The sequence below is a fragment of the Chroococcidiopsis sp. CCALA 051 genome (assembly GCF_003015105.1).
In the GTDB taxonomy this organism is placed as follows: Bacteria; Cyanobacteriota; Cyanobacteriia; order Cyanobacteriales; family Chroococcidiopsidaceae; genus Chroococcidiopsis; species Chroococcidiopsis thermalis.
Window position 1 is genome coordinate 1 of the sequence record NZ_PYCI01000153.1, and the last position, 14,755, is coordinate 14,755.

9 protein-coding genes are annotated in these 14,755 nt (G+C 41.8%); 4 read left to right on the forward strand and 5 right to left on the reverse strand.

Features of this window, described 5'->3' with window-relative positions; genetic code table 11:
• The 3 genes from C7Y66_RS26130 to C7Y66_RS26140 form a co-directional block, all read right to left on the reverse strand.
• On the reverse strand, nucleotides 1-553 hold a 553-nt coding region (locus C7Y66_RS26130; protein ID WP_106547834.1), incomplete at its 3' end, for a Tfp pilus assembly protein FimT/FimU.
• Complete coding sequence (locus C7Y66_RS26135; protein ID WP_106547835.1) at nucleotides 528-1,271, reverse strand: prepilin-type N-terminal cleavage/methylation domain-containing protein; 744 nt, start codon at nucleotides 1,269-1,271, stop codon at nucleotides 528-530. The genes C7Y66_RS26130 and C7Y66_RS26135, both read right to left, overlap by 26 nt.
• Nucleotides 1,272-3,077 (reverse strand): hypothetical protein, encoded by a 1,806-nt coding sequence (locus C7Y66_RS26140; RefSeq protein WP_106547836.1) that lies wholly within the window; start codon nucleotides 3,075-3,077, stop codon nucleotides 1,272-1,274. It lies immediately after the preceding gene.
• Between the two features lie 607 nt (nucleotides 3,078-3,684).
• On the opposite strand from C7Y66_RS26140, the gene hpsA reads away from it, so the two are divergent.
• The 4 genes from hpsA to C7Y66_RS26160 all read left to right on the forward strand — a co-directional run bounded on the left by hpsA (nucleotide 3,685) and on the right by C7Y66_RS26160 (nucleotide 11,505).
• Complete coding sequence (gene hpsA / locus C7Y66_RS26145; protein WP_106547837.1) at nucleotides 3,685-8,907, forward strand: hormogonium polysaccharide biosynthesis protein HpsA; 5,223 nt, start codon at nucleotides 3,685-3,687, stop codon at nucleotides 8,905-8,907.
• Nucleotides 8,908-8,946: 39 nt separating this feature from the next.
• Nucleotides 8,947-9,735 carry a hormogonium polysaccharide secretion pseudopilin HpsB gene (gene hpsB / locus C7Y66_RS26150; protein ID WP_106547838.1) on the forward strand — a complete coding sequence of 263 codons (789 nt, stop codon included), beginning with the start codon at nucleotides 8,947-8,949 and terminating at the stop codon, nucleotides 9,733-9,735.
• A gap of 102 nt (nucleotides 9,736-9,837) precedes the next feature.
• Complete coding sequence (gene hpsC, locus C7Y66_RS26155) at nucleotides 9,838-10,857, forward strand: hormogonium polysaccharide secretion pseudopilin HpsC (RefSeq protein ID WP_106547839.1); 1,020 nt, start codon at nucleotides 9,838-9,840, stop codon at nucleotides 10,855-10,857.
• Between the two features lie 12 nt (nucleotides 10,858-10,869).
• Nucleotides 10,870-11,505: a prepilin-type N-terminal cleavage/methylation domain-containing protein gene (locus tag C7Y66_RS26160; RefSeq protein WP_106547840.1), complete on the forward strand. Its 636-nt coding sequence runs from the start codon at nucleotides 10,870-10,872 to the stop codon at nucleotides 11,503-11,505.
• An 82-nt stretch (nucleotides 11,506-11,587) separates the two neighbouring features.
• Here C7Y66_RS26160 and glgB read toward each other — a convergent pair whose 3' ends face one another.
• Both glgB and C7Y66_RS26170 read right to left on the reverse strand, forming a co-directional pair.
• Complete coding sequence (gene glgB, locus C7Y66_RS26165; protein ID WP_041462369.1) at nucleotides 11,588-13,876, reverse strand: 1,4-alpha-glucan branching enzyme; 2,289 nt, start codon at nucleotides 13,874-13,876, stop codon at nucleotides 11,588-11,590.
• Between the two features lie 309 nt (nucleotides 13,877-14,185).
• Nucleotides 14,186-14,530 (reverse strand): hypothetical protein, encoded by a 345-nt coding sequence (locus tag C7Y66_RS26170; RefSeq protein ID WP_106547841.1) that lies wholly within the window; start codon nucleotides 14,528-14,530, stop codon nucleotides 14,186-14,188.
• Between the last annotated feature and the right edge of the window lie 225 nt (nucleotides 14,531-14,755).

Below are 14,755 nucleotides of genomic sequence, written 5' to 3' on the forward strand. Positions count from 1 at the left end.
CTTCATGGTGACAATCATCTGGATCTATAGCAGCAGTAGAAGCAATAGAACCGTCATAATAACCAGTTCTCATAACTCCAATGCCGTTAGATACCACAAGACATCCCATTTTATTAGTAGAATTATCCGATGAATAAACAACAATTGTGCCTAACTTATTAGTATTTCCACGAAAAGAAAACTTAAGTGTCGGAGGCGCGCCAGTTAGGTTAGTCATAACTGCAACTGCTGACCTAACACAGTTACCAGACGCATCTCTTTCGTCACAAAAATCGCGTTCTATAGGAAGACATCCACCTGGACTACCAGTCATTTTTTTGTTTGTGGTATTTATAGTAACAGTACATGATTTACTTTTTTTAATTGCTTCTCTTTGGGCTTCTTGCAATGCTCCTCGTACTTGAGCTAGAGTATCATTTACTTTATTTCTATTGAACATTCCAATGAAGCTAGGAGCAACAATTGCCAGTAAAACTCCAAGTATAACCAATATAATTGCTAATTCAAATAAAGTATAACCCTTATCTTTAATTCGGGCATTGCAAAGCAGCATTGGGTATTACCTCTGTATTAAAACTAGCAATAACTTTTGTTGAATTAAAAGTGCTTCCAGGAGAAACTTCGTATTTAATTTCTAGTACTCTATAAGGTGAGATGTCATGGATAGTAGTCGTTCTTCTCAAGGTATATGATTTGTTTGTGAACAGCTTGCTATTTCGAGTTTCGTCAACATAATTACTATCTGCGGTCTCATTAGTTCCAGAGACTAGATCGCGCAAACCATCAGCAAATCCTGCACTCTTATCAGTACCTGGATTACACTTGGTAATTGCTACCACAGGAGTATTTGTTGACCAATCAGTACCTAATGCAGTAGTTAGAGTAATCGTGGGTGGACTAGCGGTTGAGTCAACGCTTTGAATTATGTGATTATTAGAGTCATTTCCTATAATCAAATTGTTTCCAACACTAAAATTATCAACCGAAGAGACATGGAGTATAGTATCTGTAAACTCATGTTTATCATCACCACTAGCTTCATCTTTTAATTGTGCATATTGATAATTAGCTGCTTGATACTTTACATTCTCTAAGTCTTCCTGAATCCAGGCTGTTGCTTCTACACTTTCTTGAGCGCGAACTTTAAACATAGCAGCCATTACCATCATTTGCATAGCAACAGTAACAAATACAATTGCTATTAAAATAGCAATCAATACCTCAATTATTGTAAATCCTTGTTCTTGCTTAAGTAGTTTTGCTTTAAACATTTAAGGAACCTCCTGTCTTTGCCATGAAGTGATAGGAGAAACTACTGGTGGCTTTACTATCTTTTGCGAAACTAAATATTTGCCATAGTCGCCTGATGCGTCAACTTTGACTTTGGAATTGCCGTCTGAAGCATTCCAATCTTTAATCCAAAGAGTACCGATAAAATTACCGTTGGTATTACCTCCACCATTCACACTTCCCGTAGCATCAGGAGCGTGGACAAAAGCCTTCATCGTACCTGTACCGTTGAAGTGAGCCGTTCGAGTAGGGCAACTAGTATTTATAACAAGAGATCCACATCCGTATTTTGTTGTAGTTGCACTAGTATAAGTATTGCCATAAATTTGTAATTGGTCGGAGGTGTTGCCAGATGCTTTATTAAGATCCGGATTGCCGCTAAGATCTATGTCACCTTTCACATAAAAAACAACTTTTTTACCAGCTTCAATATTTATTTCACTGTTTCCGGTAGGATTTTTCAACTCATCAATTAAATAATGATAATAACCATCAGCAGCAGGCGTATCACCTGGACGTGGAAAATTAGTCCACGGAGCACTACTGCCTGTCAAAGTATAGTAAGAAGCTGGTAAGTTCGGAGTTTCTGGCAAAGGCGTAGGTACAGCAATAACATCCTGTGTAGCTGGATTAGACAGATTAGTATCTGTTGCACCAGTAGCAGGAGGACATGAGTTAATCAGAATATTTCCATTTACTTTATTGCTGTTCATATTAGTAATACCGCTATTCTTAACCCACAAGGCTGGAACTTGATTGTTAAGTGAACCAGATTTGACAGGTATATTAACTAACAGTTTGGTAGTAGCTGTGCTTACTGTTTCAGTAGCTGTGTTACCAGAACCGGCTTGATTTATACGACCTTCCAGCGATAATCTGCCTACTCCAGGAGTATTAACAGGTACAAAATCTGCTGCGGTCGTAATTGCCGTTCCAGAATAAAATCGTTCAAAAGTATAAGTACTTCCACTACGAGAAAGAGTACCTTGGATACCTTGAATTTGACCCTTGACTGAACCTCCATCAGCTAAGTAGTTTGAAGGTGAAATATTGCTGTCAGCAATGCTAACAGAGCCGCTAGCAGGAATTATGATGCTGCTAGTGACAGTGGCAGAAGTATTTTTAGGAATAAAAGTATCTGTAGAAGCAACGGATGTGGCTGTACCAGAACCTAGTCGAGTAAAAGTGTAGGTAGCGCCATTTCGAGATAATATTCCTGGTACAGATAGAACCTCACCGTATACGGAGCCACTATCGAGTAGGTAATCAGCAGGTGAAATGTTGAGAGTCACAGAACCACTAGCAGGAATTGTGGCACTAGCAGTAATTTGAGCGGAGTCTGGTGTGTATGTGTACTCAGTAACTCTAAACTGACCTCCACTGTCCAAATCTATCCATTGGTTGAGTAGATATTTACTGACTTCCGTTAGTGAGAGTCCTGCTGCACCAGGGCAGCCTGCTACAGTGGCAGGAGCATTATCATATATGTATTTCCAAGTTGAAGTTGGAGAAGCGGGAGGTGTAGCAGGAATATTGGTAAGAGTTGTAGTAGCAAAAGGGGTATATCTGTTAAATAAAGACTGTATGCGGGTGATACCTGTTTCTGCCGTACCCAAACCTTGAGCAGTTGCTTTTTGAGCTGAAGCTGTTACCTGGTCGCCTTGAGACCTCATAATTAATGTAGCAGCAATAAGGAGAATAACGAATCCTAGTCCCACGGCAATAGGGAGGGCAAAACCTCGATCGCTACAGCGACAAATTAAAGCAAATTTTAACTTCAGACTCATATAAATTTCTGTACTACTAAAGCGTGGAGGATCGCGATACTTATCATTAAGAAACTACTTGAATAATTAATTGAACGATAGCAGAAACCAAACTATAAATTTGGCTGCAATCGCTCAAATCAAGCAATAGGTATAAAATTTACACACTTAATTTAATCTGTATTTTTGAAACTGTCTTCAGTGAAAACACTATCTAGTTTGAGGCTTTATTTTTGAACGCAGTCGAGTTAAGTCAACTCTCAATTTTTCTTTGTGTCGCTGTCGCTGAAAACCAACTTTTTCTAATACGATCGGGGGTCAATCGAGCTAACTAATGCTTTTCCTACAAAATCAGCAATTGAAGCTTTGCTTTACTATTTCTTGAAACAAAATATTGAAATTGAAATTTAATAAGATAAAATCTTTAATTTTCTTTAAACTGTGTTGCGAAGTGATATGAAAAATTTCAGTGTTTCCACGGGGATGTTTTATTTTGCCAGCAGTGCTAAACAAAAGCAAAAGAACTTATGGCGCGATAGAATAACTTTGCAGGCTAGCAGGGGAGAACGCTGTTAGGCGTTCGGTCTACTTAATCCTAAGTAGATGCCCCTAGAGTAGGAAAGCAGCAATGTTAAAACGTATACTAAAAAATATCGCGCGATCGCTGAGTCGCAAACAAAGGCGACGACGGTTAAAACCTCTATATCTCAAAAAACGCCGCCGTCCGGTCGAGGCTGGCTTTATTTTACCAACTGTCGCCGTGGTATCGATGGTGGTGGTACTAATGACCGCAGCGATGACGATTCGGTCTTTCGATCGCGCCCGCAATGCAAGTAATGTTAGAGTCAGTCAGGCAGCAGCAGAAGCAGCCGCACCCGCGATCGCCCGTGCTAAAGTTAAAATTGAGGCTTTACTGAGAGATCCTGCCCTACCCAGCCGCACGCCTTCCACTCAATCTCTCTACAACGCGATTAAATACAATTCTAGATTTACTTTTGGCGATGAAACGCGCCTGAAACTAGGCTTTGATATTAATCAAGATAATGCCATAACCGCAGACAACGCCGATATCAAAAATGACGAAACTTTAACAACTGCTTGGCGTTTCCCTATCGATACCAATAACAATGGTAAATTTGATACATATACACTTTATGGGATTTACTTCCGCAGTCCTAGCATTGAAGCAGGTGATTTTAACCGCGAACGCAATCCTCTCGAAGCCAGAACCCCGCCTGTAAATATTTCAATTGCTAACAGTCGTTGTGCTGATATTCTGAGTGCAAATACAGAAATATTGGACAATGGTTGGTATCAATCTAGTAATAAATTAAACAAAAGCTTTTTTGTCTACACTGCCAGCGTACCCATTACAGATAATACCGATTTAGGCGATCGCTTTGAAACTTTAGGGGGTAATACCAGCTTTTACGCTTTAGAGTATCAACAAGACCGTAGTTTGATTCCGCTCAATCAATATGCAGTATGGTTCAACGACGATTTAGAATTGTCACCCAGTAATGATTTTCGGATTAATGGCAGAATTCATACTAATGGTAACTTACTAGTAGGTGGACGCAACAACGCCACAGTTAGATTTTATCAAGTTGATAGTCAAGATTCCTGTTTCTATCAACCAGAAAACGGCAAAATTACGGTTGGGGGTAATGTTGGTAATGGTAGCGTTACCGATACAAGCGATCGCAATGTCGTGACTGTCGATCTATATAGTAACAATCCAGGCAATAACACCGCTCAAATTGGCAGTAATAATAAATCGACAGAGGAAACAGGCGGAGAAGAAATCGCCTATTCTGATGATGCTTTTAACCAACGTATTGCCTTGATGAAACAAGCAGCATTAGAATTTTGTATCGAGGCTGGACGAGATTGTTCTGAATTAGAACCACCAGAAATTAAGACAGTTCTAGCGATTAACAGATATCCTGATGAGATAAAAAATCGCTTTAGCCAACGCTTACAAGAAAATCCTAGTTTAAATACATATATTGTCCTCTCAGAAGAATTAGAAAGATATCTGCGTCATCGAACTCGGCGCGTCCCTTATGCAGAAGTTTTAGAGTCAAATAACGACATTCTAGACGATTACACCCAAGACAATATTTTTGCCAATTTAAATATAATCGAACCGCCTGCCGAATGGCGAGAACCAACAGGTAATAATACTAGATTGTTACTCAGAACGCGCCAATTAGAAGCAACATCTCCCGAACAACAGCTAGATGGAATTGAAAGATATTTAGGCGATCGCATTCGTGTAGGAAATAACTTACCTGCATATTGGAAAGATGGCAATAACTATGTTACAGCACCCCGCGACCGACAATTAATTGCTGGTATAAACTGGACGACTCCTAACGATAAGCCGCGCTATCGTAGCACCCAAGTACAGCCATTTGATACTAGCGAAATTGCAGAACGCGGTGGATTTTGGGAACGACAAACCGCCACAAATACCGGAGGGTTACGGATTATTACAGGAGCGGGAATTTATCGCGATCGGAAAGATAATAACTCTCGCATTCCAGCTTTACAAGTCGATTCTTTTTTACCCGATCTATCAAACCGTAAACTTGACTCTGGAACAGATCTTCCTACTCCTGATAATCGGTTGAGAATTGCAGGTCAACCTATAGGTAAATATACCCTGGTTTGGTCTGACATGATGCCGATGACAGGTGGTGACGAACAGATAAAAGATCCAAAGCAAGCAAATCCTCCCAATCTGCGAATGCGTGCGACAGCAGTTTATCACTATACCCAAAGTACGGGTGTCGATCAAATACCAATTGCTTGTGTTAGCAGTTATTACGATCCTACAGATGAAACTACAGCCAAAAATGGCAAGTTTGGCACTAATAACGGTTATCCCTGGGGCGCAGGTGGTAATGTTTTGCCTTACAATAACGACCTTAATGGTAGGTCAAATAATGGCATAGTTTATGAAGCTCCTTATACTAACAATAACGATAGAATTAGAGAAATTGGGATTTACTTACCAGAACTAAGATCGCAAGCAAAGATGATGTTTCCCAACGGACGCATTGTCAATCAACCCTTACAAAATGCTCTCAAAAAGTTAACTGCAAACGTTACGCTGGAAGACCCCGAGAAACCGCTGAGTATATCAGATAACGCCGCGCTTGATACAGCGATTTGTGCTTTAAAAATCTTAGACGGAACGATTATACCAGTCAATAATAATCCAATTATTCCCCACGGAGCAATTCAAGAAGCTTCCTTCTTAGATAGTAGAGAAATTAAAGCAATTAGCCGCGATGAAGACGATCCTTCAAGTTCTACACTCAACAGCGATCGCAATCCCCGCTACGACTTAGATCTAGAACAGCGTCAACCATTAGAAATAAGGGTGACAGACATCAATCTGAGTACGGGAGAAATTCGAGAAACATATACCGATCCAGCAAAAGAAAAAGTTATAGGAATTACTCGCAGAAAAATAAATCCAAGTCAGATTGACAGCGATTATTTATTACCAAATAGTGGAATAGTTTACGCCAGTCGTGACGATGCCTTACGCGATGATTCATCGGCAATTAATTCTATTTCTAATAGCACTGGTAGCTCAATTATAGTACAAAGTTCAACCGATACATCTGCGACCGCGCGGCTTGAAAGTCAGTTGCTTAGTCCTACAGATTTTAAACTCGATCCTACCCGTCGCCCTAATGGGATTCGTTTAATTAATGGGAGTGACTTATCGCGCGATATTGATAATAGATATCGCCCAGAAGAAAAAGGATTGATTTTAGTTTCCGATCTCCCTGTATATATCAAAGGTGATTTTAACCTACATCAAACACCGTTAGGTAACAAATTAGAAGAGTTTCAAGAAACATTAGATTGGTCTAATTGGAGTAATTTTTATACTCGGAGATTAGGAAATCTCAATCCAAATTTTGCCTGTCGCCCTGGAAAAGCAGGATGTCCCGATCGCGATGGCGATACGTGGCGATCTTCTACTATTATTGCTGATACTGTAACACTGCTATCCAATTCTTTCAGAGATGGTTTCCGCAGTGAGGGAGACTACGATCTCAACAATAATACAGCACTCCCCATCTCTCAACAAACTACGCCAGATAATCCTCAGCAGGCTACGACAGAACGCGAAAAGGTGTCTCAAAACCGGAAGAATAATGGCTTTTGGGACAACAGCTTTGTCACTAGTTCTGACTGGTGGGATACAAATAGTAGCGGTAATCCATATCCTAATCAGAAAAATTCCGACGAGAGTTATGTAGGTTCCTATTTAACGAACGGAGTCACACCCATACAGCGACGCACAAACTTTCCTGAATACGTCATGGAAATTTGTCGAAAAATACCTGTTGAAACCTGTGCAGATGGTGATTGGAAGATTGGGTATGACCAAGATGGTGACAAAAAGTTGAATAATAACGAAATCAATAGTGCTATAAATCTAAGTAGTCCACCAAATGGAGGATACAAACCCGATCGACTTGGGGCTGGTACTACTGCTTCACCTGCATTACAACCAGAAGATAGACGCTATCCTCGGCGAGTGGCTTTTCAGCGAAACGATAACTTAAATAATCAAAACCAAAATCAAAACAGGAACCAGAATAATCGCCAAAATAATTTAAATAACCAACAAAACAACCAGCAGAATAGTTTAAACGATCGACAAAATAATCAACAAAATAATTCAAACAACCAACAAAGTAATCCAGGCGACCAACAGAATAATCAACAAAATAATTCAAACAACCAACAAAGTAATCTAGGCGACCAACAGAATAATCAACAAAATAATTCAAACAATCAACAGAGTAATCCAGGTAACCAACAGAACAACCAACAGAGCGATCGACAAAACAACCAACAACAAAATAATCAACAACAACAAAATAACCAAATCAATGCTAATCAACTAACTCCTTTAGGAATAGATTCTCAAGGAAATGTAAAACAGTTTCGCTATGTTGATGAAAATAATAACGGTAAACCAGATGGATTGCCTCGGCAAGTATCTAATGCATTATGGTTTAAAACAACATCTAATTCTGTCGATCCAACTCAAGGCGAATCGTATAGTCCAAATAATCTGCTGTTTATTAAAGAAATCTCTAATGGTAAGCCGCTATTAGTACCAGTTTTACAAATTCACAGTCCCGATGGTTCTCCCAGTGAAAACCTGGATCGAGGAAACCCAAATCGTTACGCTACCAACTGGTTGCAAGCAGCTGAAGAAGATACAACTTTTAATGCTGTATTTATGGCTGGTAATAGTCCCAGTCGTCCTCAAGAAGAGTCGGCAGGATTGCCTAACTTCGTCCGTTTTCTAGAAAACTGGGAAAACAGAATCGTCAAAATCGACGGTAATTTTATTCAAATGCGGCGGAGTACCTACGCTACAGCACCATTTATGCCGATCCGTCGCGACACGGCTACTGAGTTGGCTACAGCAACCGATAACCTTAGTTGGTTTGACTACGCTATTAATAAATATCCCACTGGTGGCGCTAATAACGATTTACCGACAGGAACGCCACCATATTACAGCGAACCAGAACGACACTGGCAGTTTGATGTTGCCTTACTATCCCAATCTTCAGACTTATTTGCCCAAGAGTTTACTACTCCATCGACAAGCCAGCCTAGCGAACTCCTCAGAGAAGTCAGTCGAGACGATCCTTGGGTACAAACTTTGTTGTGTGCAGCCATAGCCAGCGATCGCACTGGTAAAGTTACAGCTACCTACACTCAATATGCGGTTTCAGATAAAACTCAGCGTCCGGCAACTTGTCAAAACGATACACCCGATTATCCGGCAAACTTGAATTAGAGGACAAGGGGGACAAGGGGGACAAGGGGGACAAGGGAGATGAATAAGAAAAGACGAGTTAGTGCAAAAGTCAAAAGTCAAAACTTAAAAGTCAAAAGTCGTTTGCAATTCCCGACTCCCGACTCTAGTACGGGCGCACATCTGTGCGCCCCTACGACTCCCGCTTCATCAGGCTTCACTATCCTAGAGGCTTTAATCGCGATCGCAATTCTATCAATATTGATGACCGCGATCGCGCCTGTGTTTGTCCTTGCTGTTGGTAATCGGCTGCAAGCAAGGCGAATAGAATTAGCAACTCAAGCAACAAAAACCTATATTGCTGGAGTTAAGGCGGGAACGATTGCACCACCACAGCATATAGTTGTCTTAAATGAAGTCGATAGTAACAAAAATTTTAATTCTCAACGCGAACAATTTGTTGCTACAGCTCCTCCTTCTACTTCTGGTGGTTTGCGTTGTACGAATGTTACAGTTGGTAATTCTTATTGCTGGAATAATACGACATCGAGTTTATATTGTTTCGATTTAGATGGTGGCGGTTGTAGTAGCGATAGCGGACAAGATTTGGTGATTCAAGCTTTTCGCAGCGCCAGTTCTGAGGCTCGATCTATGGATAAAGCTTATATATTGGGGATTCGGGTTTATCGTGCTGCTGGTTTTAGCGATCTGTCACCGCTGGTTGCGAGTGATGCTAATACTCAAAGAACGCAGTTGACTTTTTCGGGAGGGTTGGGTAATTTCAAAACACCATTGGTTGAAACAGCTACAGAAGTTGCTAATGATGAGTCGAGTATAAATGATTTTTGCGATCGCCTTGGGTGTGAGTGAGCCAAAGGTCAAAAGTCAAAAGTCAAAAGTCAAAAGTCAAAAGTTTAAAGATCTGTTTTTTGATTTGCTATATTTTTATTGATAATAAGGTTAAAAATTTTTATGAGTCATGATTTTTTTGATTTTTGTCGCGCAAAGACGCAGAGGCGCAAAGAAAGAAAAGAAAAGAGAAGAAGATTGGGTTGTAATGGTTTTACTTTGATTGAGTTGTTGGTGTCGATTGTTATTTCTTCGATTGTTTTGAGTTCGCTGTTGTCTTTTATGACGAATATGTTGACTTCTGAGCGAAGAGAACAGGCGAAGTCTAGTAGCGAACAAGAAATACAGTTGGCACTCGATTATATTTCCAGGGATTTACAGGAAGCTATTTATATTTATGATGCTGATGGGGTGCAGGCGATCGCCGACCAATTGCCTCATGCTAGAGAAGCAGATAAAGTTCCCGTACTTGTGTTTTGGAAGCCTACTTTTTTAGCTCAAGATCGTCCTATTATTACGATAGATGGAACTACAACTACTGTTGGATGCTTGACTAAGTTACCTAGAAATGATACCTGTAGTCAAAGAGATTATTTTGTTTATTCTTTAGTTATTTATTACTTAATTAAAGATGATAATCCTGCTTGGTCGGGAGCAGCCAGAATTGGAAGACTCGAACTACAAGATGGAATTAGAGATTCTAATAATTCGCGTAATTATCTGACAAATCCCGCTCCGGGTTTTCAATTATTCAATCTTTCTCAGGCGGGAACTCTTAAGGAGAAAATGAATGCTTGGGAAAAGGCAGATACAGCTTACAATCCTCAAGAAAATCCGATTGAAGTATTAGTAGATTATGTCGATCCGAGTCCGAGCGATCGCACGCCAAAGCCGTTAGATTGTCAAAATATTTCTTCTACGGCTCAACTCGTTCCTGCTAATACTCAACTTGCTAATCCTTTACAAATAAATAGTTTTTATGCCTGCGTGGATGCATCGCGCAATTTAGCTCAAGTTTATTTAAGAGGAAGTGCGTTGATGCGTTTGGAACAAAATGCTGTTTATAGTGACAGTCAGGCTAGCTATTTTCCTAGTTTAAATATACAAGTGAAAAGTCGCGGTACGACCAGCTCTAAATTTTAGCGGCAATTTGTTATGAATAAAATTACCAAGACAATTTTACACCCATCGATTGTTCGCAGGGGCGCACAGCTATGCGCCCCTACAGATCGCATTCCTCTTGGAATCTCCATTGGGGATAGGGGAGAGAGGGGGAATCGAGGATTTACCCTGATTGAACTCATCGTTGTAGTCGTTATTATCGGAGTTTTAAGTGCGATCGCGGCTCCTAGTTGGGTGGCTTTTATTGACGGTCGCCGTTTGAGTGTCGCTCAAGACCAAATTTTGCGCTCTTTACAGGCAGCACAAAGTAATGCTAGGCGAGATAAAGTAATATGGCAAGTCAGCTTTCGCGAACATAACGGCGTAGCACAGTGGATCGTTCTGCCAGCAAGTACAAACCCGACCGCTGTAACTTGGCAAAACTTAGATGCAGCGGTTCGCATCGTCGATCCAATTGTGAATGCCAACGATCCCGATGGCACGACCTTAGAATTCGATCCAACTCATAATTTATGGCGAATGCAATTTAACTATCGCGGAGAAGCAAATAGTCCGTTAGGAAAAATTGCGATCGCCACTCGTAACGGCGGACAGCGCTGGAGTTGTGTTAAGATTGCTACTCTCTTAGGCGCAATCCGATCCGCTAGTGATGAGAATTGTCTAGATTAAACGTCATTGGTAATTGGTCATTTGCGATCGCCGATGGTTAGTTGTTATTAGTTTTGACTTTTGACTTTTGACTTTTGACTTTTTACTTACTCATCGCCTCTGCTGTTTTTTCCCGATTTAGCTTCAAAATCAGCACGCCTAAGGGAGGTAAACAGAGATCGATGGAATAGGGATGATTGTGGTATTGCCATTCATCCGTCCATTTGCCACCTAAGTTACCCATGTTGCTACCGCCGTACTCGCGGGAATCGCTATTAAATAACTCTTGGTAAAACCCTGGTTCGGGTACGCCAATTCTGTAGTGAGAGTGCGGTTGGGGAGTAAAGTTACAAACTGCGATCGCAAAATCCTCTGAATCTTTGGCGCGACGAATTAACGCAACTACGCTATGGCGATTGTCGCTGCAATCGATCCACTCAAACCCCGCTTCAGCAAAATCTTGGCTGTACAAAGCTGGTTCAGAGCGATATGTGTGGTTTAGATCTTTGAAAAACTGCTTGAGCTGTTGGTGTGATTCATATTGCAACAACTGCCACTCTAAGTCACCCCAGACGTTCCACTCGCTCCACTGTCCAAACTCCATGCTCATAAACATGGTTTTTTTGCCGGGGTGAACGAACATGAAGGTAAACAAGCAGCGGACGTTGGCGAATTTCTGCCACCTATCCCCTGGCATTTTACCGATGATGTTACTTTTGCCATGTACGACTTCATCGTGGGATAGAGCCAACATGTAATTTTCGCTGTGGTGATACCACATGCTGAAAGTGACGTTATTTTGGTGGAACTGGCGAAACCAAGGATCCATGCTGAAGTAATCCAGCATATCGTGCATCCAGCCCATGTTCCACTTGAGATTAAAGCCTAATCCGCCCATATACGTAGGCCAAGATACCATAGGCCAAGCGGTAGATTCTTCCGCGATGGAGACGATGCCAGGAAAATAACTAAAAATAACGTGATTTGTTTGCCGCAGGAACTCTGCTGCCTCTAAATTTTCCGTGCCACCATATTGATTTGGCAACCATTCCCCTTCTTTGCGGCAATAGTTCAGGTAAAGCATTGAGGCAACGGCATCTACCCGAATTCCGTCGATGTGATACTTATCAAACCAGAACAAGGCGTTGGCAACCAAGAAGTTTCTCACTTCGTTGCGGCTGTAGTTGAATACTAAAGTTCCCCATTCTTTGTGTTCTCCCTTGCGCGGATCGGCATGTTCGTAGAGGTGAGTCCCATCAAAGAATGCTAACCCGTGTCCATCTTTAGGAAAATGACCTGGAACCCAATCAACAATTACCCCAATGCCGTTTTGGTGGCATTGGTCAACAAAATACATGAAGTCTTCTGGCGTGCCATAGCGGGACGTACAAGCATAATAGCCAGTGACTTGATATCCCCAAGAGCCGTCAAAGGGATGCTCTGCAATTGGTAATAATTCAATATGGGTGTATCCTAAATCTTTTACGTAGGGAATCAGGCGATCGCCAAGTTCTCGGTAGGTGAGAAAACGCGCCCCCGGTTTGAGTTCCGAGACAATGACGACGGGTTCTGTCTCCCCATTAGGCAACTTGGGAGGTTCGGCAGAGGAGGCGTGCAGCCACGAACCTAGATGGACTTCATAAACAGAAATTGGCTGTGTTAGGGGGTCGGTATGGCGGCGTTTTTCCATCCATGCCAAATCGCTCCATTCATAAGCATCTAAGTCTGTGACAATGGATGCGGTTTTGGGTCGGGGTTCTTGCTGATAGCCATAAGGGTCAGACTTTTCGTAGATGTGACCATTGTTATTTTTTATTTCATATTTATAGCGATCGCCGACTTTGAGTTCGGGAATAAATATTTCCCATACTCCTGTAGCACCTTTGCGCATCTGGTGCTTGCGTCCGTCCCAATGATTAAAATCTCCAATAACTGACACGTTGCGCGCGTTCGGAGCCCAAACAGCGAAATAAACGCCTTGGACACCGTTAATTTCTGTTGCGTGCGCTCCTAGTTTTTCATAAATGCGGTGGTGATTGCCTTCCGCAAATAGATGCAGGTCAAAATCTGTCAAGCGGGGAGAGCGAAAGGCGTAGGGGTCGTAAATCACACGCTCGCGTTCTCCCTCCAAAATCCGCAACTGATAGTTTGCCAGTTCGGGAAGATCGAGCGTGCATTCAAAAAAGTGAGGATGATGCACGGTCTCCATCGGAAATTCTTTTCTTTCCTCTGGCAGTACCACCCACGCCGCACTCGCATTTGGTAAGTATGCTCGCACTGCCCAGACGGTTTTGCCTTCCTGTTCCACGGAATGAGCGCCTAGCACTTCAAAAGGATCTTGATGCTGGTTCCAAATAATTCGATCTACCTGTTCTGGTGCAATGGTGGTCATAGACATGCAGCTACCTACTTAGAATAAATTTACTAAACTCCTCTCGTCATACTTATACACACTCTTTACATTTATTTGCAAATGAGCAAGCAAAGCAACGGTATTTAGTTTGATTTTGTCTCAACCATAGGTAAGACTTTGGGGAGTCAGGGAAAAGGAGACAAGGGAGACAAGGAAGACAAGGGAGACAAGGAAGCAGAGCGGTAGAGGGAGCAATTACAAATTCAAAATTCATGCATTCAAAATTTCCCGCTGACTACACCCCACACTCTATTTACTAGTCACCAGCCACTAGCCACTAGCCACTCCTCAAATAGGCAAAAAAGGTAAAAAAGTCCGAATTGCCTTTCGCAGTTGGAGTAGAAAAACGATTTCTCGGACTTGAGAGTTCAAAGTGGGTGGTGCAGGACGGGTTTGTAGTTTAGCCTGTAGTTGAGCGTATTCAGCCGCAGTTAGAGGTTTGCCATCCACAGGCGATCGCGCTGTGAGAAAGATTTCCGTCCGTAAGACTTCTTCTGGTGTATCTTCTGGTGGTGGTAAAGCTAAGACAGATTGGGCGATCGCAGAGATTGTAAAAAACACGATGCCAACACCTAAAAATTGAGTTTGAAATTGGGCGATCTTCTGACGTTTGCCAGCTGGCAAAAGCCCCATACTCTCTCTTTCTCCCTAAACTGCTACCAGAGTATTTATAGCATTTTGTCTGCCCTCCTAAGCACTACACCTAAGCACTACATATGTAGGTACTTATTACTTATGTGGTAAGAGAGCATATGTAATGCAAAAAGCGCCTCCCCAAAAAGGGAGGCGCTTTCCTAAATCAAACTAACGCGAATTAGCCATTGAGGGAAGGAGCTTCGACAGCAGCTAAGTCGAGGG

Excerpts from the sequence above, each read along its gene's own strand:
- glgB (WP_041462369.1), bottom strand. The coding sequence starts at position 13,876 with ATGACCACCATTGCACCAGAACAGGTAGATCGAATTATTTGGAACCAG.
- C7Y66_RS26170 (WP_106547841.1), bottom strand. The coding sequence starts at position 14,530 with ATGGGGCTTTTGCCAGCTGGCAAACGTCAGAAGATCGCCCAATTTCAA.
- C7Y66_RS26135 (WP_106547835.1), bottom strand. The coding sequence starts at position 1,271 with ATGTTTAAAGCAAAACTACTTAAGCAAGAACAAGGATTTACAATAATT.
- hpsC (WP_106547839.1), top strand. The coding sequence starts at position 9,838 with ATGAGTCATGATTTTTTTGATTTTTGTCGCGCAAAGACGCAGAGGCGC.
- C7Y66_RS26140 (WP_106547836.1), bottom strand. The coding sequence starts at position 3,077 with ATGAGTCTGAAGTTAAAATTTGCTTTAATTTGTCGCTGTAGCGATCGA.
- C7Y66_RS26160 (WP_106547840.1), top strand. The coding sequence starts at position 10,870 with ATGAATAAAATTACCAAGACAATTTTACACCCATCGATTGTTCGCAGG.
- hpsB (WP_106547838.1), top strand. The coding sequence starts at position 8,947 with ATGAATAAGAAAAGACGAGTTAGTGCAAAAGTCAAAAGTCAAAACTTA.
- hpsA (WP_106547837.1), top strand. The coding sequence starts at position 3,685 with ATGTTAAAACGTATACTAAAAAATATCGCGCGATCGCTGAGTCGCAAA.